General features: G+C 52.9%; 26 protein-coding genes. 12 read left to right on the top strand and 14 right to left on the bottom strand.

What is annotated here, in order from left to right; all coding sequences use genetic code 11:
- Positions 1-22: 22 nt before the first annotated feature.
- Positions 23-676 (top strand): hypothetical protein, encoded by a 654-nt coding sequence (locus QZ516_RS01000; RefSeq protein WP_297184967.1) that lies wholly within the window; start codon positions 23-25, stop codon positions 674-676.
- A 15-nt stretch (positions 677-691) separates the two neighbouring features.
- Here QZ516_RS01000 and QZ516_RS00995 read toward each other — a convergent pair whose 3' ends face one another.
- Positions 692-931 (bottom strand): YheV family putative zinc ribbon protein, encoded by a 240-nt coding sequence (locus tag QZ516_RS00995; protein WP_297184964.1) that lies wholly within the window; start codon positions 929-931, stop codon positions 692-694.
- A gap of 137 nt (positions 932-1,068) precedes the next feature.
- Between QZ516_RS00995 and QZ516_RS00990 the strand changes: the two genes are divergently transcribed.
- The gene (locus QZ516_RS00990; RefSeq protein WP_297185527.1) at positions 1,069-1,635 is read left to right on the top strand and encodes a gamma carbonic anhydrase family protein; all 567 of its coding nucleotides are present in this window, start codon (positions 1,069-1,071) and stop codon (positions 1,633-1,635) included.
- 15 nt (positions 1,636-1,650) lie between these two features.
- Here QZ516_RS00990 and aroE read toward each other — a convergent pair whose 3' ends face one another.
- From aroE to QZ516_RS00960, 6 genes are all read right to left on the bottom strand, one after another.
- Positions 1,651-2,499 (bottom strand): shikimate dehydrogenase, encoded by an 849-nt coding sequence (gene aroE / locus QZ516_RS00985; RefSeq protein WP_297184962.1) that lies wholly within the window; start codon positions 2,497-2,499, stop codon positions 1,651-1,653.
- Between the two features lie 23 nt (positions 2,500-2,522).
- Positions 2,523-3,425, bottom strand: a complete 903-nt coding sequence (hemF, locus tag QZ516_RS00980) for an oxygen-dependent coproporphyrinogen oxidase (RefSeq protein WP_297184959.1) — start codon at positions 3,423-3,425, stop codon at positions 2,523-2,525.
- A 96-nt stretch (positions 3,426-3,521) separates the two neighbouring features.
- Entirely contained in the window at positions 3,522-4,079 is a 558-nt protein-coding gene (locus tag QZ516_RS00975; protein ID WP_297184956.1) for a Sua5/YciO/YrdC/YwlC family protein, read from the bottom strand.
- Positions 4,080-4,090: 11 nt separating this feature from the next.
- Positions 4,091-4,597 (bottom strand): 5-(carboxyamino)imidazole ribonucleotide mutase, encoded by a 507-nt coding sequence (purE, locus tag QZ516_RS00970; RefSeq protein ID WP_297184953.1) that lies wholly within the window; start codon positions 4,595-4,597, stop codon positions 4,091-4,093.
- Between the two features lie 124 nt (positions 4,598-4,721).
- The gene (dprA, locus tag QZ516_RS00965) at positions 4,722-5,819 is read right to left on the bottom strand and encodes a DNA-processing protein DprA (RefSeq protein WP_297184950.1); all 1,098 of its coding nucleotides are present in this window, start codon (positions 5,817-5,819) and stop codon (positions 4,722-4,724) included.
- 85 nt (positions 5,820-5,904) lie between these two features.
- Positions 5,905-6,924, bottom strand: a complete 1,020-nt coding sequence (locus tag QZ516_RS00960; protein ID WP_297184947.1) for a LysM domain-containing protein — start codon at positions 6,922-6,924, stop codon at positions 5,905-5,907.
- Between the two features lie 134 nt (positions 6,925-7,058).
- Between QZ516_RS00960 and def the strand changes: the two genes are divergently transcribed.
- The 9 genes from def (at position 7,059) to QZ516_RS00915 (ending at position 15,529) form a co-directional block, all read left to right on the top strand.
- On the top strand, positions 7,059-7,565 hold the full coding sequence (gene def, locus QZ516_RS00955; RefSeq protein WP_297184944.1) for a peptide deformylase: 507 nt from the start codon (positions 7,059-7,061) through the stop codon (positions 7,563-7,565).
- A gap of 30 nt (positions 7,566-7,595) precedes the next feature.
- On the top strand, positions 7,596-8,540 hold the full coding sequence (fmt, locus tag QZ516_RS00950) for a methionyl-tRNA formyltransferase (RefSeq protein ID WP_297184941.1): 945 nt from the start codon (positions 7,596-7,598) through the stop codon (positions 8,538-8,540).
- Complete coding sequence (gene rsmB, locus QZ516_RS00945) at positions 8,537-9,841, top strand: 16S rRNA (cytosine(967)-C(5))-methyltransferase RsmB (protein ID WP_297184938.1); 1,305 nt, start codon at positions 8,537-8,539, stop codon at positions 9,839-9,841. Before fmt ends, rsmB begins: the two co-directional genes overlap by 4 nt.
- A gap of 62 nt (positions 9,842-9,903) precedes the next feature.
- Complete coding sequence (gene trkA / locus QZ516_RS00940) at positions 9,904-11,286, top strand: Trk system potassium transporter TrkA (RefSeq protein WP_297184935.1); 1,383 nt, start codon at positions 9,904-9,906, stop codon at positions 11,284-11,286.
- 17 nt (positions 11,287-11,303) lie between these two features.
- Entirely contained in the window at positions 11,304-12,752 is a 1,449-nt protein-coding gene (locus QZ516_RS00935) for a TrkH family potassium uptake protein (protein ID WP_297184933.1), read from the top strand.
- Positions 12,753-12,789: 37 nt separating this feature from the next.
- A complete protein-coding gene (locus QZ516_RS00930) occupies positions 12,790-13,104 on the top strand; it encodes a tetratricopeptide repeat protein (RefSeq protein ID WP_297184930.1) in 315 nt (104 codons plus the stop codon).
- Between the two features lie 37 nt (positions 13,105-13,141).
- Positions 13,142-13,567 (top strand): ATP-dependent zinc protease, encoded by a 426-nt coding sequence (locus QZ516_RS00925; protein WP_297184927.1) that lies wholly within the window; start codon positions 13,142-13,144, stop codon positions 13,565-13,567.
- Complete coding sequence (gene rimK / locus QZ516_RS00920; protein WP_297184925.1) at positions 13,564-14,469, top strand: 30S ribosomal protein S6--L-glutamate ligase; 906 nt, start codon at positions 13,564-13,566, stop codon at positions 14,467-14,469. Before QZ516_RS00925 ends, rimK begins: the two co-directional genes overlap by 4 nt.
- A 13-nt stretch (positions 14,470-14,482) precedes the next feature.
- Positions 14,483-15,529, top strand: coding sequence for a succinylglutamate desuccinylase/aspartoacylase family protein (locus QZ516_RS00915; protein ID WP_297184923.1), 1,047 nt, complete (start codon positions 14,483-14,485; stop codon positions 15,527-15,529).
- A 22-nt stretch (positions 15,530-15,551) separates the two neighbouring features.
- On the opposite strand, the gene dctP is transcribed toward QZ516_RS00915, so the two are convergent.
- Complete coding sequence (gene dctP / locus QZ516_RS00910; RefSeq protein WP_297184920.1) at positions 15,552-16,649, bottom strand: TRAP transporter substrate-binding protein DctP; 1,098 nt, start codon at positions 16,647-16,649, stop codon at positions 15,552-15,554.
- Between the two features lie 17 nt (positions 16,650-16,666).
- Entirely contained in the window at positions 16,667-18,835 is a 2,169-nt protein-coding gene (gene uvrD / locus QZ516_RS00905) for a DNA helicase II (RefSeq protein WP_297184918.1), read from the bottom strand.
- Between the two features lie 129 nt (positions 18,836-18,964).
- Between uvrD and QZ516_RS00900 the strand changes: the two genes are divergently transcribed.
- Positions 18,965-19,825: an SIS domain-containing protein gene (locus QZ516_RS00900; protein WP_297184916.1), complete on the top strand. Its 861-nt coding sequence runs from the start codon at positions 18,965-18,967 to the stop codon at positions 19,823-19,825.
- Between the two features lie 546 nt (positions 19,826-20,371).
- Here the strand turns inward: QZ516_RS00900 and glmS are convergent.
- The 5 genes from glmS to atpG form a co-directional block, all read right to left on the bottom strand.
- Complete coding sequence (glmS, locus tag QZ516_RS00895; RefSeq protein ID WP_297184913.1) at positions 20,372-22,201, bottom strand: glutamine--fructose-6-phosphate transaminase (isomerizing); 1,830 nt, start codon at positions 22,199-22,201, stop codon at positions 20,372-20,374.
- A gap of 15 nt (positions 22,202-22,216) precedes the next feature.
- Positions 22,217-23,593 (bottom strand): bifunctional UDP-N-acetylglucosamine diphosphorylase/glucosamine-1-phosphate N-acetyltransferase GlmU, encoded by a 1,377-nt coding sequence (glmU, locus tag QZ516_RS00890; protein WP_297184910.1) that lies wholly within the window; start codon positions 23,591-23,593, stop codon positions 22,217-22,219.
- Between the two features lie 153 nt (positions 23,594-23,746).
- Entirely contained in the window at positions 23,747-24,178 is a 432-nt protein-coding gene (locus QZ516_RS00885) for a F0F1 ATP synthase subunit epsilon (protein ID WP_036858836.1), read from the bottom strand.
- 23 nt (positions 24,179-24,201) lie between these two features.
- A complete protein-coding gene (atpD, locus tag QZ516_RS00880) occupies positions 24,202-25,602 on the bottom strand; it encodes a F0F1 ATP synthase subunit beta (RefSeq protein ID WP_297184906.1) in 1,401 nt (466 codons plus the stop codon).
- Positions 25,603-25,640: 38 nt separating this feature from the next.
- Entirely contained in the window at positions 25,641-26,501 is an 861-nt protein-coding gene (gene atpG / locus QZ516_RS00875; RefSeq protein ID WP_297184902.1) for a F0F1 ATP synthase subunit gamma, read from the bottom strand.
- Positions 26,502-26,549 lie beyond the last annotated feature (48 nt).

The following is a 26,549-nucleotide window of genomic DNA, read 5'->3' as shown; positions in this document are numbered from 1 at the left end:
CCAGCTCAACTAACTTTTGACTATGGACACTGTAATTATTCGCCAGGCTATTGCCGCTGCCAAAACACATGAAAGGGCAACCGGTCAGCTCGCCACGTTGCTCAGAACCCGCGTCAGCGCACTCCACAAGTCCATTCAGTTGCCGTCCGAAAATATCATTCCAGCACTGCTCAATTTTATTATTCACTACATAGATCAGGTTCCAGAATTTATTGATGCGGTAGATTGCATCGCAGATGAATGCGGACTGATCGACTACATAGAGCCGGTGATTTCCACTGCCAGGGAGTTTTTCATCAGACCGCCGGCGCTGGTGGCCGGCCACGAGGGACTCAACTCTCTTATGGGTGAATCCTATCTCGCCCATCGATTGATCGAAGAGGTCAATGACCGGTTTATCTCGGGCTACAACACGCCATTGGTGCCGATGGATATCACTCGTTCAAACCTGATCATTCATCACCTGATTGGCGAACCCTTCGCCAATCAACTCGACAGCGCTGTTCACCTGACCGTGGATGAGCTGCAACAAAAGGATCTGGTGTTTGTTCCCGAGGCATGCAGGGAGGACCGCAGCAACCGGTGGGCAAGTGATCTACAGCGGTGGCCCTGTCTGATCGACAATCTGTCGGTCAATCTGTTGTTCAACGGATCGGGGCAGTTATTGATCCATTGATGCTGGCAGGGTTCGTCATTTTTTGGGATCGACGAGCTTCACCGTCTGAACGTCAACCCGCCTTTCCTCGGGAGAGAGATTGACCCGGGTCTCCAGTTCGCGGGGGGCGCCCTGCATAAACATCTGCTCCCGAAAATCACAGCTAACACAGGCCCTGAAATCCTTGCCATCCTCATTGAAAATGACCAGTTTATCCATCTGGTTACAGCGCGGGCAGACGGCACCTGCAATAAAACGCTTGTCAGCTTTAAACATCGATGAAAGGCCTTCAGGTCGGGGATAAGTGAAAAAATTCAACCAATTGTTATGCCAGATCGCTACAACGGCTATAAGCCAGCCATTTGGCAACGTATTATATCGCTCTAGATCAATTAGTCAGCGCAGGCGAGATGATGACAGAGAATATCCGACCCTATAAAGGTGTTTTACCCACCCTCGGTGAACGAGTTTACATTGATCCGGCGGCGACCGTAATCGGCAATGTCACCCTCGGCGATGATGTCTCAGTGTGGCCCGGGGCCGTAATTCGCGGCGACATGCACCGTATTACCGTAGGCAATCGCTCAAATATTCAGGATACCGCCGTATTGCACATTACCCATGCAAGTGATTTCAACCCCGGCGGCTGGCCACTGACTATCGGCGAAAACGTGATTGTCGGCCACGGCGCCATTCTTCACGGCTGTACTCTCGGCAGCTACATTCTGGTGGGCAATGGCGCCATTATCAATGATGGTGCCGTAGTAGAGGATGAGGTGATTATCGGCGCCGGCACAGTAGTGCCGCCCGGCAAGCATCTGGAAAGCGGCAACCTCTATGTCGGCAATCCCTGCCGGTTACTGAGGCCGGTCTCTACCGAAGAGCGGGCGTTCTTTTCCTACTCCCCCGGCAACTACGTCAAACTCAAAGATCAGTATCTCGCCGAGCAGGCTGATAACGGGCGCAATGGTGCAGAATAGGGCTGTAAAAATGTTTTATGGGGTGTCCGAACAAGCCTGGTCTACCAGCATCTGGCGAATTTCAGCAATAACCGGCGCGGTGTTTGGACTGATACCACGCCAGAGCCGAAAGGATTCCGCCGCCTGTTCGACCAGCATGCCAAGTCCATCGGCAACACCGGCGGCACCCTGCTGTTTGGCCCAGCTCATAAATACCGTTGGCTGTGCCGCGTACATCATGTCGTAGCAACAGGCCTGGTCTGCCAGTAGACCATCGGGGAGGGGCGGTAGCTGTGCTGCAAGGCTGGCACTGGTGCCATTGATGATCAGGTCAAACTGCTGACCCTCGAGCATCTCATAGTCACAACCGAGCAAGTAACCCATTTCCGCAAAACCCTTAGCCAGTTGCAGCGCCTTGGCGAGTGTGCGGTTGGTAATCACCACATGCTGAGGCAATTGCTCCAGCAGGGGCTCAAGGACGCCACGCACTGCACCGCCGGCACCGAGAACCAGCACTTTCCTGCCTTTGATCTGCCAGTTGAGGTTTTCAAGCAGGTCTCTGACCATGCCGATGCCATCGGTGTTGTCCCCCAATACCGTGCCATCATTCTGCAGGGCCAGGGTGTTAACTGCACCCGCATGGCGGGCGCGGGTCGTCAGCCTCGCAGCATAACCATAGGCCTCCTGCTTGAAAGGCACTGTGATGTTAAGACCCTTGCCACCCTCTGCAAAAAAATTGTCCGCAGCGCGATAAAAACCATCTGGTGCCACAGATTGTTTGTCGTATTCAATCCCCTCACCCGTCTGGGCGGCAAAGGCCCGGTGAATTTGCGGCGACTTACTGTGCTCCACAGGATTGCCAAAAACGGCGTAACGATCAATCATGCTGGTCTTCCATTTTGTACAACTCAAACCCAATGGCGGGGTTGCAGATAAAGCTGATAAAGCTCCGCCTCGGCAGAACCGGGCTCGGGCTGCCAGTTGTATTCCCAACGAACCAATGGCGGCAACGACATGAGAATGGATTCGGTCCTGCCGCCAGTCTGCAGACCAAACAGTGTGCCCCGATCATAAACCAGGTTAAATTCCACATAGCGGCCACGCCGATATAATTGAAACTGGCGCTCGCGCTCTCCCCAGGGAACATGTTTTCGGCGCCGGACAATGGGCAGATACGCATCAATATAGCTATCACCAACCGCCCGTGTCAGGGCAAAACTCTGCTCAAACCCCGCCTGGTTATAATCATCAAAAAACAGGCCACCAACCCCACGGGGTTCGTTGCGGTGCTTGAGGAAAAAGTACTCGTCACACCACTGTTTGAAACGGGGGTAAATCTCCGGACCAAAGGGTTGGCAGGCGGCACGGGCTGTCTGGTGCCAGTGGCGACAATCGTCCTCATTGCCGTAGTAGGGCGTCAGATCATAACCACCCCCGAACCACCATACAGGCTCTTCGCCCTCTTTCTCCGCAATAAAAAACCGGACGTTCGCATGGGATGTGGGGACATAGGGATTTTCCGGATGGATCACCAGTGACACACCCATGGCCTCAAAGCTTCGCCCCGCCAGTTCCGGTCGGGCTGCGGTGGCAGACGGGGGCAACTGTGACCCATAGACGTGGGAAAAATTCACCCCGCCTTTTTCAAATACCGATCCATCCACTATCACCCGACTGCGACCGCCACCACCTTCTTCACGAATCCAGTTCTCCTCTGCAAACCTGCTGCGATCGTCTTCCAGCTGTAAGGCATGGCAGATACGATCCTGCAAATCCAGCAGGTACTGTTTAACGGCCGCTTTATCTGTCATGAGATCCTCAAAACAATGGAGTTAGGTCACATAGTACACAGTGTGATAGGCCAACCCGTCATTGACAACTTGCCAGCCATGTAAAGACCGGACGCATCAGCTGCCCCGAATCACCTCTCCGGTTTTCAGATTTTTGATCGGTGTCGGAGATGTCAGGCCACCCAATGAACCGGGCAGCACATAATCAAGCTGGCCATGGAAATAAAGATTCAGCTTTAACAAAGACATGGCGGGCCTAAAGCCATGCGGGTTGGCCGACGTGGAAATCAGGGGGCCCCCGTAAGCACGACAAAGTGCCGCAGCCACAGGGTGGTTCGTCACACGTAGAGCCAGGGTTTCCCTGCCACCGGTAACCCAGCTTGGCGCACAACCGTTATTGGGTACCAGCCAGGTTTGGGGTCCCGGCCAACTGGCCGCGAGTCGCTGGCGATCAGACGCCGGTATGCCCGCCAAAAAAAGTTCCAGCTGTGCCATTGAGGCGGCGATCATGATGAGTCCCATGTCCCGACGGCGTTTTTTGAGCGTCAACAGCTGCATGACGGCTGCCTCTGAAAACGGGTCGCAACCGAGGCCCCATACTGCTTCTGTGGGATAAGCCAGCAGCCCACCACCACGCAGGTAGTTCACGGCCCGGACTACACGAAAATTGCCCACGGGGAACCGGCTCAGAGGCTTTTCAGCTTCTCTTGCAATGCCGCATCTTTTTCCAGAATGGCACGGGCATTATCTGCTCGCTCATCCAGCAGCTTCTGGTGCAACACACCATCACTGACACCCATTATCTGGGCTGCCAGATAGGCCGCATTCTTTGCCCCTGCCTTGCCGATTGCCACGGTAGCAACCGGGATTCCGCCGGGCATTTGCACCGTCGAGAGCAGCGCATCGAGGCCATCCAGTGATGAATTGATAGGCACACCAATCACGGGCTTAAGGGTATTGGCTGCAACGGCACCCGCCAGATGCGCCGCCATTCCTGCGGCACAAATAAAGGCCGCACAACCCCGCTGGTCGGCATCCTTCACATAACGGTGCGTTGCCTCCGGCGTCCGATGCGCCGACATTACTTTAACTTCGAAGGGCACCTCGAACTTTTTGAGCACTTCAAAGCTGGCTTCCATGACTGGCAGATCCGAGTCCGAACCCATCAGGATGGCAATAAAGGGTTTGTTCATTTTTTAATCCCCCTGTAAAACGCGGCAGGCTACCGGAAGCCGGGGAATTTCGCAATAAAATGCGCCTGTTAACGGGAGGGTTTGTTGCTCATAACTGCATGAACCCCATGAGAAAGACCGTCTGTTACCGCAACCGCTGGTAGGTTCCCTGTCCGGAGGCAATAGCACCCTCCAGTTCCAGCAACAGCAGCTCCTGTGTCAACGTATTCACAGACATGGCCGTACGCTGCACAAGCACATCCATATCAACCGGGTCGAATCCCATGGCTTCCAGCAGGGCATGCCTTGTTTCTGTCAACGGTTGCTGGCCTGTTTTAACCTCCGGCGCTATAGAGGCCAGCAGACCACCCAGTTGCTCTGCAATATCCGCTGCTGATTCCACCAGAGTCGCGCCCTGTTTGAGCAGCTGATGGGTACCTTTACTGAAAGCACTATGGATCGAACCGGGAATGGCAAAGACTTCACGCCCCTGTTCCAGACCATATCGCGCAGTAATCAGCGACCCGCTCTTCAATGCCGCTTCAACCACCAGAATGCCCAAACTCAGACCACTGATTATCCGGTTGCGCCGGGGAAAATTGCCCGCGAGGGGTGGTGTTTCCGGCAAAAACTCACTGACGACCGCACCACCCTGATCAATTATCCGCCGATACAAATCACCGTGTCGGCGAGGGTAGATCACATCCAGACCGGTGCCCAGCACAGCGATGGTTTTGCCCGTTTGCAGGGCACCATCATGGGCCGCCCCATCAATGCCCAACGCCAGACCACTGGTGATCACAAAACCGCTGGCCGCCAAAGCGGTGGCAAAGGCCCGGGCATTGCCCAGCCCACCGGGGCTGGCATTGCGACTACCAACAATAGCGATTTGTGGCATGGAGAGAAGTTGCGCATCACCGCGAATAAACAACAGCGGTGGAGGAACACTCAGTTCCTGCAAAAGTGGAGGGTAATCCGGATCGAGCAAATTGAGGCAGGTCACCTGATTATGCCGGCACCAATCCAGCACTTGCTCTGCCCGATCTTCCCGTTCCGCTCGACTGTTAGGGTGTTTTCGGAAAAACTTTCCCGCCCGACTGGCGCGCCCGGAGGAAAAATAGTCTTCTGCCTGAACAGCTGCTTCGACAAATGAACCCAACGTCCGGCACAACCTGACACTGTCAGCAGGTGAGCATCCGTCGAGAAAAGCCATGACAAGTGCTGCTTTGGACTCCCTGTCCATAGAGTTGGTACTCCCCTGTACCCGTTTGATGTCCCTTGCCCACAAAAAACGCCGACACAGGCCGGCGTTTTAGTTGCCCCGGTGGCTAGGGGTTTTTGACAATATCGTTTACCGCCAGAGGGCGCTCGGCTTTAATCACCAGACCATAGCTCATTTTTTCAAACGCGCGGAATATCATCAATAAACCGGCCTGCTCGTTGGGCAGATTTATTTTTTCCTTGGCGATGTAGTCAGTTACTTCCTCACCACGTTTGAAAATGGCCAGAATATTTCCCGCTTCGAGCCCTTCGCGCTCGCCTCGGTTAATCGACACCACATCGAGATGCCCGATCTGGGTGAGACCACCCTCAACTGCCATAATCTCACCCTCGACCGTAGACTCGGGGGCGCTGGGGTAGAAGATTGAATTGAGTGGTCGCTCTTCATGGGGTAACAACCGCTCCCCAATACGCACTTCCTCGAGAGATCGGGTCGCCAGCATGGTCGCTATATCATCGGCCACTTTTTGTACCTTGGCAGACCCCACATCCTGCGCGCGTATACCCAATATTTCCTGGGTCACCGGATCCACATAGGGCGCACCAACCCGGTAGAGACCATAGGTCGGCGTTTCGTCAAACTGACCGCGTGCGTAGAAAGTATCTCCCGAGCCAGAGAGCAGTTTTTTCTCATGACCGGCCACCACATACGGTGCCGCATCGATTTCTTCCTGGGTGACAATACGGTTGCGGGTCAGAAAGCTGTTGATGATATCCAGCGGCAGTGCCGGAATGGCCTCCGACTCAGGCACAACCTTCACTTCGGGAGACAGTTTTACCCGCCGGTCACGCTTCTCCAGCATCAAACGGGGACGGCCATCGATATAAACCATGGAAATGATGTCACCGGGGTAAATCAGGTGGGGGTTGGCAATCTGGGGGTTGGCGTACCAGATCTCAGGCCATAACCAGGGATCCCGCAGATACAGATCGGAGATATCCCACAGTGTGTCGCCTTTCTTCACGGTATATTTTTCAGGGACATTCTCATTAAAGGGTGCCTCTGCAGCAATGGCGGCAATTGCAATAGCGCAAGCAGCTACTATTCCCAACAATGTTTTTTTCATCTTATGGCCGTCCTGTGTGCTATATCCGGATTGTGTGTATACTTCTCACCCGACTATATTAAGTGATATTCCACTCCATTGGCCTTATGTTAGCAGTGGTTTACGCCAGATAGCTAGAAACTCGTCACAAACAAATGTCAATACTCAACATCCTTGAATTTCCTGACCCACGACTGCGTATCAGGGCTGCTCCCGTAGCAGAAATCGATCAGAACACCAGGTCGCTGGTGGACGATATGCTGGCGACCATGTACCAGGCTAACGGCATTGGTCTTGCCGCCACCCAGGTCAACGTCGACAAGCGGATTGTGGTCATGGATTTATCAGACGAGGGTGATCAGCCGATCGTGATGATCAACCCGCAGATAGAAGTACTGGACAATACCACCTGCCCCCATCAGGAAGGCTGTCTGTCAGTGCCCGGTTTTTATGAAACCATTCAACGCCCTGAACATATTCGTCTGAGCGCACTGGACCGGGAAGGGCAGCCCTACGTGCTTGAGCCGGAAGGTCTGCTGGCCGTCTGTATCCAGCACGAAATTGACCACCTCGACGGCAAGCTTTTCGTGGATTACCTGTCACCCATCAAGCGGCAGCGAATCCGGCAAAAACTGGAAAAACTCCACCGTCAACAAGACTGACACCGGTTGGTCAACCCCGAGGATCCTTCTTTGCGCATCGTATTTGCCGGCACCCCGCAATTTGCAGCATCACACCTTCAGGCGTTGCTGGATTGCCCATCCCACCAAGTGGCCGCCGTATTCACACAGCCCGATCGTCCGGCCGGGCGCGGCAAAAAACTCACTGCCAGCCCGGTCAAGTTGCTGGCTGCCGATCACCAGATACCTGTTCATCAGCCACTCAGCCTGAAAGCGGCTGCGGAGCAACAAATCCTGGCCAACTATAGTGCCGACATCATGGTGGTTGTGGCCTATGGCCTGCTATTGCCAAAGGCTGTGTTGGCCACCCCCGGGCATGGCTGCATCAATGTGCACGCCTCGCTGTTGCCCCGCTGGCGAGGCGCCGCCCCCATTCAGCGCGCCATCGAAGCCGGAGATACCGAAACCGGGGTAACCATCATGCAGATGGATGAAGGCCTGGATACCGGCGATATGCTGCGCAAGGCCCACTGCCCCATAACAGCGGACGATAATGCCGGCACTCTCCATGACAAACTGGCCGGGATCGGCCCCGATGCCCTGCTCGCAGTCCTGGACGAGATTGCACAGGGAACGGTTGTGGCGGAGAAACAGGATGACGAGCAGAGCAATTACGCACCAAAAATTACCAAGCAGGAAGCCCTGGTAAACTGGCATGAACCTGTCAAAACGCTGGTTTTGAAAATTCGGGCCTTTAACCCTTTCCCGATCTGTTACAGCACGCTCTCGGGAGAGCGCATCCGTATCTGGAAAGGTGTAGCGGTGCCAAATCAACACCACAAGGTGGTACCGGGCACGATCATTCATACCGATAAATCCGGTATTCTGGTACAAACCGGCGAAGGGTGCCTGTTAGTCACGGCACTGCAACTGCCCGGCAAGAAGCCACTCAATGTCGGAGAAGTGCTCAATGCACATGCCGATCTGTTTTCCCCGGGTACGGTAATGGGCACATGAATGTCAGGGTGGCTACCGCTAAAATTATCGCGTCTGTGCTGCGGGGAGAGGCCTCACTCAATACACTTCTACCCGAGTACCTGGCCAAAGTAGATGACCGCGACCGCAGCCTGTTACAACAGCTGTGTTATGGCACATTGCGGTTCTACCCGCGACTGTCTGTTTACCTCGCCGAGTTGCTGGCAAAACCCTTCAAGGCAAAGGATTTTGACATAGAGGCAACCCTGGCCTGTTCGCTTTATCAGTTACTGGAAACCCGGATCCCCCCTCACGCAGCGGTCAATGAAGCCGTAGCCACCTGTCAGAACCTGAAAAAAAACTGGGCCAAAGGGCTTACCAACGCGGTACTGCGACGATTTTTACGGGAACGAACCTCACTCGATATCAAGCTGGGGAATCGTCGTGAATTTCAGACCGCACACCCTGATTGGCTCATTGACCTCTGGCAAGCGGCCTGGCCGGAGCAACTGGATCAACTGGTGGCGGCCAACAACCATCAGCCACCCATGACCCTGCGGGTAAACCAAATCCGCTGCAGCCGGGACCAATACCTCTCGACACTGGCAGAGGCCGGTATCGAAGCAGCTCCCACCCCGTTCAGCGATGTCGGTATCACCCTGCAGCAACCCTGTGATGTTATTAACTTACCCGGTTTTGCAGAGGGTGACGTGAGCGTGCAGGACGAAGCGGCCCAGCTGGCTGCCCAGCTATTGGCCCCCAGGCCCGGTCAACGCGTCCTGGATGCCTGTTGTGCACCGGGTGGCAAAACCGGCCACCTACTCGAACTGCTTAACAATCAGGGCGATGTCGTTGCCATCGACATCGCGGCAGAACGACTGACGCGAGTAACCGATAACCTGTTGCGGCTCGGTTTGCAGGCCGAGCTGATCGCCGCAGATACCGCCGACCCGGCCAGTTGGTGGGATGGTCGCCCCTTCGATCGGATTTTGCTGGATGCACCCTGTTCCGCCACGGGCGTTATCCGCCGACACCCCGATGTGAAACTAATGCGCAGACCAACGGATATTGCTAAGCTGGCCATCTTGCAGTTATCCCTGTTGAGGGCAATGTGGCCACTGTTGGCAGAGGACGGCGTTTTGCTTTACGCGACCTGCTCCACACTGGCCCAGGAAAATGATCAGGTGATCGCAGACTTCGCCAGGGACAACCATTCTGTCCGTATCGAAACAGTGGTAACCGAAGCGGGCATGGCAACATCGGCAGGGCGCCAGTTGATGCCACAGATAGGCGGCCATGACGGCTTTTATCTTGCCCGTCTGGTCAAGACGGCAATCGCTTAACGGCGTTGTTTATTTTTTCTCCAAAGTCCGGGTTATTCATCAAATAACGGGAAGTTCCAGCTATGAAAATCGTCATTACCGGTGCCGGTCAAGTGGGCGGAACACTCGCCGAGCACCTGGCCGGAGAAGCTAACGATATTTCTGTCATCGACACGAACGACCGCCGCCTGCGCGAACTCCAGGATCGGCTGGATATTCGCACGGTCAATGGCATGGCCTCTCACCCGGACGTCCTGATCCGCGCAGGGATTGAAGATGCCGACATGCTGGTGGCAGTCACCAGCAGCGACGAAATCAACATGGCATCCTGTCAGGTTGCCTATTCCCTGTTTCGCACACCCACCAAAATTGCCCGTATCCGCGATCGCAGTTACACCGACGATAAAGTTCGTGAACGCTTATTCAATGATGCCAACTGCCCGGTGGATTTTTTGATCACCCCGGAACAGGTGGTTACCGACTACATATTCCGTCTGATTGAGCAGCCCGGCAGTCTTCAGGTTATCGATTTTGCCGAAGGTCTGATCCAACTGGTAGCCGTCCGCGCATTCATGGGTGGACCGCTGGTGGGTCAGGAATTGCGACTCCTCCGCAAGCACATGCCCAAAGTGGATGCCCGGGTCGCCGCTATTTTCCGCCGCGACCGGCCTATCTTCCCCCAGGGCGACACCGTCATTGAAGAGGGTGACGAGGTGTTTTTTATCGCTGCCAAAAAAGATATCCGCAAGGTCATGGGTGAGTTGCGCAGGCTTGAAAAGCCCTACCAGCGGATTGTTATCGCTGGCGGTGGCAATATCGGCTACCGGCTGGCCAAGGCACTGGAAAAGCAATACAACATCAAAATCATCGAGTTTTCGCAGGAACGCTGCCAATACATTTCCGAACGACTGGATAAAACCGTCGTGCTCAATGGATCCGCCACGGATCAGGACCTGTTACTCGAAGAAAATATCGAGCGAACCGACGTTTTTCTTGCCCTGACCAATGACGATGAAGTGAATATCATGGCTTCACTGCTGGCGAAAAGGCTGGGTGCCCGCAAAGTGATGACCCTGATCAACAACCCGGTTTATGCCGATCTGGTTCAGGGGGGCGAAATTGATATTGCCATCTCCCCTCAACAGGCCACCACCAGCATTCTGCTCAGCCACGTGCGGCGCGGTGATACGGTTAAAGCGCACTCACTTCGCCGGGGGGCTGCCGAGGCAATGGAGATTGTCGTCCACGGCGACAGTAAAACCTCCAAAGTGGTCAGCAGAACCATTGAAGAAATCAAATCACCCCCCGGCGTCACCCTGGCGGCGCTGGTGCGCGACGGCGAGGTCATCATTGCCCATCACGACACGGTGGTGAAAAACAACGATCACGCCATTGTCTTTGTAGTGGACAAACGCCGTACCCGGGAAGTGGAAAAATTATTCGCTGTCAGTTTCACCTTCTTCTAGCCGTGGTTATCTAAGTGATGCAATTCAGAATTGTTTCAAAAATCCTTGGGTTGATGATGATGGCCTTCAGCCTGTCACTCCTAACGCCCATTATTATTGCCAGCATTTACCAGGAGCAGACCCACGGAACATTTCTTTTCTCTTTTGCCATCACCTTTTCACTGGGCATGCTCATGTGGTTGCCGTTTAGCAGGATCAATGCTGATTTAAGAATTCGGGATGGTTTTTTAATCACGGTGATGTTCTGGATAGAACTAAGTTTGGTCGGTGCACTTCCCTTTATTCTGGTTGATACCGTTCATCTATCCATTACCGATGCTGTATTTGAATCTGTTTCTGGCCTGACCACAACCGGGGCGACCGTCATTACGGGACTGGAACTGCTGCCAAAATCCATTCTCTACTATCGACAACAGCTGCACTGGCTGGGCGGTATCGGGATCGTCGTCATCGCCGTGGCCATCATGCCCATGCTGGGCGTTGGCGGTATGCAGCTATACCGAGCGGAATCACCGGGACCTGTGAAAGACAACAAATTAACACCTCGTATTACGGAGACTGCAAAAGCATTATTTGCCGTGTATCTGTTTTTAACGATTATTTGTTCAATAGCCTATTGGCTGGCAGGAATGAACCTGTTTGATGCGATAACCCATGCCTTTTCAACGATTGCAACTGGCGGATTCGCCAACTATGACGCCAGCATGGGGTATTTCAACGACAACGTTATTTATATTATCTGTATTTTCTTCATGGCCATTTCAGGCATCAGTTTTGGCCTTCACTATTACTCTTGGGTCAGGGGCAATGTGATCCATTATTGGCGCAACCCGGAAGCCAAGATGTATCTCAGCCTGCTTTTTGGGGCCAGCACAATTTGTTGCGCCTATTTGTACTTCAGCAACACGCTTTCGTGGTCTGAAAGTCTTGTGCACGGGGTTTTTCAGCAGGTTTCCATCATGACCAGCACCGGCTTTGCCACCGTAAATTTCAGTGCCTGGCCAACTTTTTTACCCGTCTTCCTGATTGTTCTTTCTTTCTTTGGTGCCTGTGCAGGCTCAACCGGTGGCGGTATCAAAATTGGTCGTATGCTGATCCTGACCAAACAGACATTGCGAGAAATTTACCGTTTGATCCACCCAAGTGCTGTCTTTCCTATCAAACTTCGCAACCGCACCGTACCGGAGAGGGTAACCGACAGTGTTTGGGCCTTTTTTGGCGTCTATCTGGCAGTTTTCTATATAGTTGTCTTGCTTTTACAGATGACGGGGCTTGATTACCTCACCGCATGGTCTTCGACGGCAGCCGCAATCAATAATATGGGCCCCGGCCTTGGCGACACCGCTGCACACTATGGCGATGTGAATATTGTTGCGAAGTGGATACTCTCGGCCACCATGATCGTCGGCCGACTGGAAATTTTTACCGTACTGGTCCTTTTCACGCCCATGTTCTGGCGCCGTTGAAAGCGCTTGCATGAAACCATTGATCAGAGAGGCTTCAATGACACTGATCGATAACCTTGAAGAGATGCTCGCCCGAGGCAACGATTCGGCAATGCTTCGGTTTGGTCTCGGCAGCGCCTGTCTCCGTGAAAAACGCCATGCGGAGGCAATCGAGCATCTGCAGCGCTGTCTGGCATTGGATGAAAACTATGCCGCTGCCTACAATCTGCTGGGGCGGACACAATTCAAACTTGAGCAGCTGGATGCCGCAAAACAGACTTTCACGAAGGGACTTGAAAAAGCCCATGCCGCCGGCGACATCCAGGCCGAGCGTGAAATGCAGGTTTTTTTAAAGAAGTTAGCCCGTGATTGATCCATCGACGGACAACGCTGTTACCCGGAAAAACAGCATGGCTCAGCTGATTGGTTGGCGGGAATGGTTGGCGTTACCCGATTTGGGCATTGCCCGAATCAAAGCCAAGGTGGATACTGGCGCGCGCACGTCCTGTTTGCATGCCCATCGCCTGGAACCCTTCACGGAACGGGGTTCACCCTGGGTAAGAATCTGGGTCCACCCCCTGCAGAGAAATACGCAAAGTATCTGTTGCGCAGCACCCATTGTAGATGAGCGTGTCGTCACTGACTCCGGGGGTCATTGTGAGCGACGTATTGTAATGAAAACCACTGTAGTGCTCGGAACCCAGAGCTGGCCCATAGAAATGACCCTTACCAACCGGGATACCATGAGATTTCGCATGCTGTTGGGCCGTTCCGCCTTGGCAGGGCAATTCATTGTGGATCCACAGATATCCTTTTTAGCGGGAAAAAATAAATGAGAATTGCCATTCTGTCCCGCAATGCCGACTTGTATTCCACCCGCCGCCTGAAAGAGGCGGCAATAGAGCGCGGTCATGAAGTCAGGATTATTGATGTGTTGAAGTGCTACATGAACATCAATATCCAAAATCCCAGCATTCATGTGAAAGGCGTGGAGCTGCCGGCCTTTGACGTTGTGATTCCACGCATCGGCGCGTCGGTCACCACTTACGGTACGGCCGTATTGCGTCAGTTCGAGATGATGGGGGTTTATCCACTGAATGAATCCGTGGCCATCACCCGTTCCCGGGATAAATTGCGCTCCCTGCAATTGTTGTCGCGCAAGGGGATTGGTCTGCCCGTCACCGGTTATGCCAACAAACCCAGCGATATTCCCGATCTGATTGATATGGTGGGCGGACCACCGCTGGTGGTCAAACTGCTCGAGGGCACCCAGGGTATCGGTGTGGTGATGGCGGAAACCCGCAAGGCGGCTGAAAGCGTGATTGAAGCGTTTATGGGCCTGAAAGCCGACATTATGGTTCAGGAATATATCTCGGAATCCGGTGGTGCCGACATTCGCTGCCTGGTCATTGGTGACAAGGTGGTCGCAGCCATGCAGCGGCAGGCACAGCCGGGAGAGTTCCGCTCCAATCTGCACCGGGGCGGCACGGCGACTTTGGCAAGGCTTTCTCCAGCGGAGCGTTCCACCGCTGTTCGTGCCGCCAGAACCATGGGGCTGAATGTGGCGGGGGTGGATATCCTTCGCTCCAACCACGGGCCACTGGTGATGGAAGTAAATTCATCGCCGGGCCTAGAGGGCATTGAAACGGCCACCGGCAAGGACGTAGCTGGCAATATCATTCAGTTCATGGAAAAAAATGCCCGGCAATCCCGCACCAAAACCCGCGGACAGGGCTAGAGGGATCGCTGTTTTGAGCAGATCACCCCTGAAACTGGCAGGCGAGGTCATCAATCCCGGGGAGACCCGATTGCTGTCCATCCCCGCTGCACGCCTGTATACAGACACGCCCATCGACTTGCCGGTCGAGGTCATCCACAGCCGCAAACCCGGGCCGGTGCTATTGGTTTGCGCAGCGATTCACGGGGATGAAATTAACGGTATCGAAATCTGCCGTCGTATTGTTGGCAAGCGCTTACTTCGCCGGTTGTCAGGTACATTGCTGATTGTGCCAATTGTAAATATGTTCGGTTTTATCCAGCAATCCCGCTATTTACCGGATCGGCGGGATTTAAACCGATGTTTTCCCGGCTCTCCCCGAGGGCCGCTGGGAAACCGCCTGGCCAACCTGATTCATACGGAACTGCTCAGTCACTGCACGCACGTTATCGACCTTCATACCGGCGCCATCCATCGCAAGAATCTTTCACAAATTCGCGGTGATCTCGATGACCCCGCTGCACTGGGTATGGCTGAGGCATTTGGTGCGCCCATTTTTATGGATGCCAAAGTCAGGGATGGTTCACTGCGTGCCGCCGCCGCCGAGCTGGGTATCCCGGTCATACTGTATGAAGCCGGAGAAGCACTGCGTTTTGACGAACCTGCCATAAAAGCCGGTGTGCGGGGCATCATGTCGGTCATGCGTCATCTTGGCATGCTGCCGGCCCGAACCGATCAGGCCCCTCGCAAGCTGGTACCGGTAAAAGCCAGTCGAAGCTATTGGCTGCGGGCGGAGCGGGATGGCATCGTGATCAGTAAAATCAAGTTGGGACAACGGGTCAAAGAGGGCCAGGTACTGGCCTATCTCGCTTCGCCATTCGGTGGCCCGGAAAAACCACTGAAATCACGCAGTGATGGCATTGTTATCGCAGCATCGCAGATCCCTCTGGTAAACGAGGGGGAGGCGCTCTTTCATATTGCGGAATTTACCACCCTGGGGAAAGCCTCGGACAGCGTTGAGGCATTTCAGGAACAGTTCGACGATCAGCCGGAACCGGAGACATTTACGCAGCCCCTTTGAGTTTCCCCGCCGGGACAACCGACTATTTCAGCTCCCGGGCACGATAGTACGCTTCTTCCGAGATTTTGTGATAGTCCATGACACCGGTTTTGAAGGCATTCTGGGATTCGTAAACCCGTTTGAACAGGGGATCTTTGTTGGCAATTTCCTCCAGAACCTGATCGGTGACACGGTTCAGTTCCGCCAGAACCTCATCGGGTAGCGGCCACACCTCGACACCATGAGTTTCCACCAACTCCTTTAACGCACCGTTGTTGCGAGCAGTGTAATCGTCCAGCATATCCTGATTAATCGCTCGCGCTGCAACTTCGACAATCGCCTGCAGATCATCTGGCAGGGAGGAAAAAGCCTGTTTGTTAACCATCAACTCCAGTGTCGGGCCCGGTTCGTGCCAACCCGGATAGTAGTAGTACTTGGCTACCTGATGAAAACCAAATGCCAGATCATTGTAAGGTCCCACCCACTCGGTGGCATCGATCACACCCGTTTGCATCGCGATATAAAGATCCCCGCCGGGGATATTGACCGCCTCCACACCCATGCGGCTGATCACCTCGCCGCCCAAACCCGGGATCCGCATTTTCAACCCCTTGAGATCTTCCAGGGAATTGATTTCACGATTAAACCAGCCGGCCATCTGTACACCGGTATTTCCCGCTGCCAGGGGTATCAGGTTGAAGGGCTCATAAAGCTCGCGCCATAACTCCATACCGCCGCCGTAGTGTAACCAGCCATTCATTTCCTGTGCATTGAGGCCAAAGGGAATGGTCGTAAAAAGCGCAGTGGTCGGGGATTTTCCCTTCCAGTAATAGGAAGCCCCATGCCCCATTTCAACGGTACCCTGTGAGACAGCATCGAACACCTCCATGGCCGGTACCAACTGACCCGCGCCGTAGACCTTTACCTTGAGCCGGCCACCACTCATGCGCGCCACCAGTTCGGCAAAATTTTCAGCGGCCATACCCAGGCCGGGAAAGTTTTTTGGCCAGGTAGTGACCATTTTCCACTGGTAGGTTTTCTGGGTGGCCGGCTGTTTACCATCCGGGGATGCAGCGTCGGGGTCACCACCACAGCCCACCAGGGCCAATAACAGCATTGCCAACAAGATAGGCGCTTTCATAGTTTTTTCCTGAATGATCAAGCAACCGGACTCAGTTTGGCATAGGCCAAAACCAGCCATTTGGTCCCTTCTTTATCAAAATTAACCTGTACCCGGGCATGTGCACCATTACCCTCAAAATTGATTACGACTCCCTCGCCGAAAATAGGATGCAGAACCCGCTGCCCCAGAGAGAGACCCGTGTCTTCACCACGATCACTGAGATTCATTGCCGGTTGTCGCGCATAGCTGGTAGGGCGCTTAATCTGGGCGCGCAACCGAACCTCTTCCACCAGATTGGCCGGAATATCCCGGACAAAGCGGGACACCCGGTTATAGTTTTCGACGCCATATTGCTGGCGGGATTCGGCAAAAGTGAGGTAGAGTTTTTGCATCGCCCGGGTAATCCCCACATAGGCCAGCCTTCGCTCCTCCTCAAGTCGATCTGGATCCTCGGCAGACATCCGGTGGGGAAACAGATTTTCTTCCATACCCGCCAAAAAGACCAACGGAAATTCAAGCCCTTTGGCAGAGTGTAATGTCATCAATTGCACCGCATCCTCCCCGACATCTGCCTGCCGGTCTCCCGCATCCAATGCCGCCCGATCGAGAAATTGCGGCAATGGTGGCAACTCCTTTTCCTCTGGTTCAAAGGATCGGCAGGCGATCACCAGCTCCTGCAGATTTTCCACTCTGGATTCACCGCGATCCCCTTTTTCCCGGCGATGGAAGTCAATCAATCCACTCCCTTCAATTATGTGGTCTACCAATTCATGCAGCGGCAACCCCGCAGACTCCTCACCCAGTTTTGCCAGCAGTTTCAGAAAGGCTTCCAAAGCATTGCTGGCCCGGCCAGAAAACCGTCCGGCAGCAATGGCATGCTCGGCTGTTCCCCAGAGCGACATGCCTTCGTCACGGGCCAACTCACGCAATTCCTGGATTGTTTTGTCACCGATGCCACGGGTCGGCGTGTTCACTACCCGCTCAAATGCAGCATCGTCGTGACAATTGACCAACAATCTCAAGTAGGCGAGGGCGTTGCGTATTTCCTGACGTTCATAGAATTTTTGTCCACCGTAGATACGGTAGGGGATAGCCGCTCGCAACAGGGCTTCCTCGAGTACTCGGGATTGTGCGTTTGAGCGATAGAGAATGGCCGACTCTTCGCGCAGATTGCCCTGATTGACCCATTCTCTCAGCCGCTCGGCAATGAAACGGGCTTCATCCTGCTCGTTGAAGGCGGCATAGAGTGAAATAGCCTCACCTTCATTATCATCCGTCCACAGGTTTTTGCCCAACCGATTGGCGTTGCGCGAAATCACCGCATTGGCTGCTTCGAGAATGTTTTTGCTGGAGCGGTAATTCTGTTCCAGCCGCACCATCTGGGTGGCCGGATAATCGCGGGAAAAAAAGCGTATATTTTCCACCTTGGCACCGCGCCAGCCATAGATTGACTGATCATCATCACCCACCGCTGTTACCGGTACCTGATCACCTGCCAGCACCCGTAACCAGGCATATTGAATGGCGTTGGTGTCCTGAAATTCATCTGCCAGCAGATGCCGGAAACGATGCTGATAATGCTGCAGAAGTTCGGGATTTTTCAGCCAGAGTTCGTGGGCGCGAAGCAGTAGTTCTCCAAAATCCACCATGCCACCGCGCCCACAGGCTTCCTCGTAAGCGGCATAAACCTGTTGCATGGTTCGCTGATAGGGGTCATGGGCCGGTTGCAAATCGCGACTGCGCAGTCCCTCATCTTTCTGGTTGTTAATGAATGACTGGGCCTGTCGGTGCGGCCAGCGACTGTCATCAATACCAAGGCCCTGATAGAGACGTTTAACCAGCCGAAGCTGATCATCGCTGTCCAGTATCTGAAAATTTTCGGGCAGACCGGCATCTTGCCAATGCATTTTGAGTAGTCGATGTGCCAACCCGTGGAAGGTGCCCACCCACATTCCACGGGCGGAGAAACCCAACAGTTCTTCAATGCGTCCCCGCATTTCCCGTGCCGCTTTATTGGTAAAGGTGACCGCTATGATCGAATAGGGCGAAACCTGTTCCACCTGTATCAACCAGGCAATCCGATGGACAAGAACGCGGGTTTTACCACTGCCCGCGCCGGCTAGGACCAGAAGATGACTGGCGTTGCTGGAAACAGCCTCACGTTGAGCAGGGTTCAGGGGGTCGAGTATTGTCGTGACATCCATGGCGGTGAATTCTATCAGAACCCCCGCTCGGGGTGGGTGATCCGTTCGCCCGACAACCGGTTTTTACTACAAGAATTCCATTTTTCTGTAAATTATTTACAATAAAGCTCGTATTACGGAGAAATCACCATGAAGCCTGCTGCACTCACCTGGGCTATCAGCAGTAGCCTGCCCAGCTTACGCAAATCGGAGCGCAAGGTAGCAGAATTTATTCTGGCCAACCTGACCGATGTCATTCGCATGAGAATCGTGGATCTGGCAGGCAAAGCCGAAGTCAGTGAGCCCACGGTAGTGCGTTTCTGTCGCGCCGTGGGCTGTGAAGGTTTTCAGGATTTCAAACTGGCCCTGGCACAACAACTGGCGTCCAGCCCGAGCTACGGGCAGATCGCAGTCACCGACCAGGATTCTGTGGCCGAATATACATTCAAGGTCTTCGATTCCACTGTCGATACCCTGCTGAAGGTTCGTGATTCATTGGACCTGAAAATGCTCGACCAGGCTGTTCAGGCTCTCTGTGTAGCCAACCGGGTGGAATTCTACGGGTTTGGCGCGTCCGCCGCCGTGGCAACCGACGCCCAGCACAAATTTTTCCGTCTGCAGGTCTCTGCGGCGGCCTATGCCGACCCACACTTGCAGAACATGTCCGCCGCTTCCATGGCACCCGGGGATGTGGTCATCGCCATTTCCCAGTCGGGAAGAACCACGACATTGATCAATGCCATGGAGCGCGTAAAGAGCAGGGGTGCCATTGTGATCGCCATCGCACCCTCAGATTCACCGGTCGCCAATGCCGCAAATATCCCGTTAACCATCGACGTCAAGGAAGACTTCCAAATCTATACGCCGCTGTCATCCCGTATTGCTCATCTGGTGCTGATCGATGTACTGGCAATTGGTGTTGCCCAGCATAAAGGCGGTCGTCTGCAGGAACACCTGCTGGAAATGCAGCTGGGTCTGGAAGTACTGCGTGAACCGCTGGAAAATCACTAACTCTGCATTTCACCAAAAAACAGCCAAAAAAAACCCCATTAAAAAAATGGGGTAAAGGTTCGAGCTACGAGATAAAACAGATTTCGGTAGACAGCCTTGGTTGTTCGAATATTTTCCTGCCCACTTCATAAAAAATATTTTCGCCATCAGCAATTTGCTTGTTCGGGCGGCGCAGTTGTGTCTGATTTAACTTTGAATCTGATAAAACTCATTTTTCATTATCATACTATCATCATCTTATGATGATCAATTACTAATTTTATCGTGCTTGGTAGTCAGTTACGCTACTTGCCAGGATTCATGACTCAGGCAACGGGCGGCATAACCTGCTCTTTGTTTTGACGGGCCAAACCCTGTGCACAGTGATCAGATGCAATTAATGAGGGGTGGGAGATTTTTAATAAAGCCCGGAGCTAACCGGTGAATAAGCTGTATCGCGGGAAATCGAAGGAACCGTTTTTTTGACAGATTGCCAGGCAAGCCGGAATAGCCGGGGAATAGTGGACACTCCTGGGAAACTGCCTGAGAGACAGGCAGTTTTAGTGGTTACTCAACGGTGACCGACTTCGCCAGGTTGCGCGGTTGATCGACGTCAGTTCCCTTCAGTACAGCCACATGATACGAGAGTAGTTGCAGTGGTATCGTATAAATGACGGCTTCGAGGCTCTTCGGAACATGGGGAAGGTTAATCACCGTCACATCCGTTTCATTTTCAAATCCGGCATTCAGGTCGGCAAAGACAAACAGCTGACCACCACGGGCTTTTACTTCGTGTAGATTTGATTTCAATTTCTCGAGTAAATCATTGTTGGGCGCTACCGCCACCACCGGCATATCCTTGTCGACCAGCGCCAGGGGGCCGTGTTTGAGTTCACCGGAGGGATAGGCTTCAGCATGAATATATGAAATCTCTTTGAGCTTGAGCGCGCCCTCAAGCGCAACCGGGTACTGTACACCCCGTCCCAGATAAAGGGCGTGTTGCTTATCCGCAAAACACTCAAAAATTTCTTCAATTTGCCCGTTCAGTGAAAGCGTATCCCGGCAGAGCTGTGGCAACTGACGAAGAGCTTCCACCAACAATCGCTCTGTTTCTTCAGGCAGGCCATGGCTCTTGCCAATGCCGATACACAGTAATTGCAAGGCCACTAACTGAGTCGTGAATGCCTTTGTCGATGCAACGCCGATTTCCGGCCCGGCATAGGTCATCAACGCCATATCCGACTCTCTCACCAGCGAGCTGTTGGCAACGTTACAGATGACCAGTGTGGCGAGATAGCCGGATGTTTTTGCTGAGGCCAACGCGGCAAGGGTATCCGCCGTTTCTCCGGATTGAGAAATCGTGACAAACAAGGTATCGGCGGGAACAACGACCTTGCGGTAGCGATACTCGCTGGCCACCTCGACCTGACAGGGAATACCGGCCCATTCTTCCAACCAGAAGCGGGCCACAAGCCCGGCGTGATAGCTGGTGCCACAGGCCACTATGTGCACGGCTCTTATCTTGGGGAATATCTCAACAGCCCGACTTCCAAATGCTTCCGGCAATACATGGGTTTGGCTGATACGCCCCTCCAGGGTGGATTCAAGGACCTCGGGCTGCTCAAATATCTCTTTCATCATGTAATGCCGGTAGCCACCCTTGTCGGCGACATCATCACCGCCGGAAAGTGTATCTATATCGCGTTCCACCAGGTTGCCTGTTCTGTCAAAAACGTTGTAGTCGCCTTCTTTTAATTCAACCAGATCACCCTCTTTGAGGAACACAAATCGATCCGTTACCTGGCGCAGTGCCATTTGGTCAGAGGCCAGAAATGTTTCCTCGATACCGACACCGATAACCAGCGGACTACCGCTTCGGGCACCAATTAATAATCCGGGTTCACTGGCGCTAATCACTGCCAGCGCATAGGCGCCGCGCAACCGCGTCAGACAAATTTGCACGGCCTGACGCAATGATCCGGCATCTTTCAGCAAATGATTCACCAGGTGGGCGATCACCTCGGTATCTGTTTCCGACGCAAACTGATAACCCAGATCGACCAGCTCTTTCTTCAACTCGGCATGGTTTTCAATAATGCCGTTGTGGACAACGGCAACGCCGCCGGATGTATGTGGGTGGGCATTGATTTCGTTGGGGATGCCATGGGTGGCCCAACGGGTGTGGGCAATTCCCAGGCTACCACGGGTGGGCTGCTCAACCAGCCGATCGACCAGCTGTGCCACCTTGCCTTTGTTTTTACGCAACTGCAGCTCACCGTTTTGATCAATCACAGCCAGACCGGCAGAGTCGTAACCGCGATACTCCAGTCTTTTGAGTCCTTCGATCAGGATGCCGATCACATTCCGCTGTGCTTGTGCCCCAACTATTCCACACATAAACTTTTCCGTTAATTACTGGAGAGATGTATCTTTTTTTGTCGGCCGCTTCCAGCCCTGAATGTTGCGCTGTTCCGCTCTGGTCAAACCCAGCTCATCATCAGCTACATTGCATGTAATAGTGGAGCCTGCCCCTATTGTGGCATCCTTGCCAATATTGACCGGCGCCACCAGAGAGGTATTTGAGCCAATGAACGCATTGTCGCCGATCACGGTCTGATGCTTGTTTACACCATCGTAGTTGCAGGTGATGGTGCCAGCTCCAACATTGACGTTGACACCCAGGGAAGCGTCACCCACATAACTTAGGTGATTGATTTTTGTACCTTTTCCAAGGATAGATTTTTTGGTTTCAACAAAATTTCCTATTTTGGCATTTTCGGCCATCTCGGTACCCGATCTCAATCTCGCGAAGGGTCCCACGACACATCCCGGGCCAATCACGCTACCTTCCACAATACTGTTCGCTTTTATTTCGACCCCGTCGGCAATACGACTGTCAATAATTACACAGTTGGGACCAATCTGTATGTTATTGCCCAACTGAACCTCACCCTCGAAAAGCACATTAATATCAATGAAATTATCTGCCCCAGTGGTCAGCTTTCCCCTCACATCCAATCTCTCCGGATCGGCGATGGTCACACCTGCCATCATCAGTTGTTCTGAATACTGCCGCTGATAATAACGTTCCAGTCGGCTTAACTGACTGCGATTATTCACACCCTCTACCTCTTCCGGAAACAGGGGTTGGGAGGTTTTAATCTTGCAATTATCTTCGTGTGCAAGCGCAATGATGTCAGTTAGATAGTACTCCTGCTGGGCATTGTTGTTATCGATTGCCGGTAACCATTTTTTTAGCTTTGCCGCAGGTAACGCCAATACGCCTGTATTCACTTCAGTAATGCCCAGCTGCTCCGGGGTCGCATCTTTTTGTTCAACAATCGCTACCACATCGTTTGCACTGTTTCTGATGATTCGCCCGTAACCGGATGGATCATCCAGTATCGCCGTTAACAGCACCAATGATCCGTCAGTTGACAGATTTACCATCGCCTGTATCGTTTCCGGCTGAATTAACGGAACATCGCCATAAAGTATCAATACTGTGGCATCAGAGCGAACTTGTGGAAGGGCCTGCTGCACAGCATGTGCCGTACCCAATTGCCGTTGCTGTTCAACGTAGCACAGATCGGTGCCCTTTATTTCCGATCTGACCCTGTCAGACTCGTGACCAGTAACGATGATAACTTTAGGTGTTTCTAGACTGTTTGCGGCATCGACAACATGTTGCAACAAGGGGCGTCCGGCCAAACAATGTAGAACTTTTGGCAGACTGGATTTCATTCTGGTACCTTTGCCCGCGGCCAGTACGACGACGTCCGTTGCCATAGATATCTCCTCGGTAAATCAAGGTATTTAATCAGTATCAGTTGTGGATTGCCACCTTGAAAAAACCTGTATCTGCCCTTGTCACAGAGAAAGAGTCAAGCATAAAAAAAGGGTGGCAAAAGCCACCCTTCATTAAAGATATTTCAAAAAGAGTTATTTTTTTCCACCCATTTTTTTACGCAATTGTTCAATGGTGCGGAGCTGAGCAGCGGCGGCAGCCAGCTGGGATGCAGCTCGGGAATAATCAAACTCGCCGCTCTGGTTGGTCATAGCCTGTTCAGCATGTTTCTTGGCTTCCAGTGCCGCGGCTTCATCGAGATCATCAGCTCGCAATGCAGTATCAGCCAGAATAGATACCTTGTTGGGCTGGACTTCGAGATAGCCACCAGACAGGTAATAAATCTCTTCTTCACCGTTCTGCTTAACAATCCGGACAGGGCCAGGTTTTAGGTCTGTTAACAGCGGCGCGTGACCAAAGGTGATACCCAGCTCTCCCTGTGAACCACTGGCGACCAGAAGCTCTATCAGTCCGGAGAACAGGTACTGCTCGGCACTTACGATGTCACAGTGCACAGTCATAGCCATATCTTAGTGCCTATATTGATCGTTTACTTCATTTTTCCTGCTTTCTCAACAGCTTCATCAATCGTACCTACCATATAAAATGCTTGCTCGGGCAGGTTGTCATAGTCGCCGTTAAGAATTCCCTGAAAACCAGAAATAGTATCTTTCAAGGAAACGTATTTTCCAGGTGAACCAGTGAAGATCTCCGCCACATGGAAAGGCTGCGAGAGGAAGCGCTCGATTTTTCTGGCACGGGAGACCACCAGTTTGTCGTCCTCTGAAAGCTCGTCCATACCAAGAATGGCAATGATGTCCTTCAATTCTTTATAACGTTGCAGAACCGTCTGGACACCGCGCGCCGTATCATAGTGTTCGTGACCAATAACCAACGGATCGAGCTGGCGGGAAGTAGAATCCAGCGGATCTACCGCAGGATAAATACCCTTGGCTGCAATATCACGACTCAATACAACTGTGGAGTCAAGGTGAGCAAACGTGGTAGCGGGGGAGGGGTCAGTCAAGTCATCAGCAGGAACATAGACAGCCTGTACCGAGGTGATGGAGCCAACCTTGGTCGAGGTAATACGTTCCTGGAGAACACCCATTTCTTCGGCCAGTGTTGGCTGGTAACCAACCGCAGAAGGCATACGACCGAGCAGTGCGGATACTTCCGTACCCGCCAGGGTGTAACGATAGATGTTGTCAACAAACAGAAGTACGTCACGACCTTCATCACGGAATTTTTCAGCCATGGTCAGACCGGTCAGCGCTACACGAAGACGGTTACCGGGTGGTTCGTTCATCTGGCCGTAAACCATAGCCACTTTGGAGTCACTGGGGGTTTCGATGTTAACAACTTTCGATTCCTGCATCTCAAAGTAGAAATCGTTACCTTCCCGAGTACGCTCACCAACACCGGCAAACACGGACAGACCGGAGTGCTCGGTGGCAATGTTGTTAATCAGTTCCATCATGTTGACAGTTTTACCGACACCGGCACCACCGAACAGACCTACCTTGCCACCCTTGGCAAACGGGCAGACCAGGTCAATCACCTTGATGCCAGTTTCCAACAGATCTGTAGACGCAGCCAATTCATCATAGGCCGGTGGCTTACGGTGAATGGAGGCGCGCTCAGTTTCACCAATAGGTCCGCAATCATCAATCGGATCACCCAATACATTCATGATGCGACCGAGGGTTGCAATACCTACTGGTACGCTGATCGGTGCATTGGTATTGCCGACACTGAGGCCCCGGCTCAAACCCTCTGAAGAACCCATGGCAATAGTACGCACAACGCCATCACCAAGCTGCTGCTGGACTTCCAGGGTCAGACCTTGCTTATCAACTAATAGTGCGTCATATACGTTGGGTACCTGATCACGTGGAAACTCCACGTCAATCACCGCACCAATAATTTGTACGATACGTCCGCTACTCATGTCTGATTCCTCTTAAACTAAGGCTGTAAAATCTTGTATTAAACGGCTGCTGCACCACTGACGATCTCGGACAGCTCCTGGGTAATTGCCGCCTGGCGTGCTTTGTTGTAAAGCAGCTGCAACTCATTGATCAAATCACCCGCATTATCGGTGGCGCTCTTCATGGCGATCATTCTCGCCGCCTGTTCGCAGGCCTTGTTCTCAACCACACCCTGATAAACCTGAGATTCGATATAGCGAACCAGAAGTCCGTCGAGCAGATCCTTGGCATCGGGTTCATAGATGTAATCCCAGTGATGCTTCATCTTATCGTCTTCGATTGGCAGCAGGGGGAGCAACTGTTCTACCACGGGTTTTTGGGTCATGGTATTAATAAAGTCATTCGATACCAGATAAAGGCGATCAATGGCTCCCTTATCGTAGCCATCGAGCATCACCTTCACGCCGCCAATAAGATCACTGGCAGAGGGCTGGTCACCCAAATCTTTAACGGTAGCGACAACATTGCCACCGTAACTGCCAAAGAAAGCCGCTGCCTTGTTACCCAAAGCGCAGAGATCAATCTCGACACCTTCATTTGACCAGGACTTCATTGACTTGATAACTTCTTTGAACAGGTTGGTATTCAAACCACCACATAGACCGCGATCGGTCGAAACAATAATAAAGCCCACCCGTTTTACTTCACGCTCTTCCATATAGCGATGCTTGTACTCCACATTCGCATTGGCAAGGTGACCAACAACAGAGCGAATTCTGTCGGCGTAGGGCTTGCTTATCTCGCGACGTTCCTGTGCCCGCCGCATTTTGCTCGCAGCAACCATCTCCATAGCACTGGTAATTTTCTGTGTGCTACGAATACTGTTGATTTTTGTTTTGACTTCTTTTCCGACTGCCATAATTTAGCCTTTCACCATTTTGGGCTGACAATGTCAGCCCAAATCAGA

The organism is uncultured Porticoccus sp. (assembly GCF_913061305.1).
GTDB lineage: Bacteria > Pseudomonadota > Gammaproteobacteria > Pseudomonadales > Porticoccaceae > Porticoccus.
The sequence above is the reverse complement of the archived record's forward strand: the minus strand, read 5'-3'. Positions and strand labels throughout refer to the sequence as shown.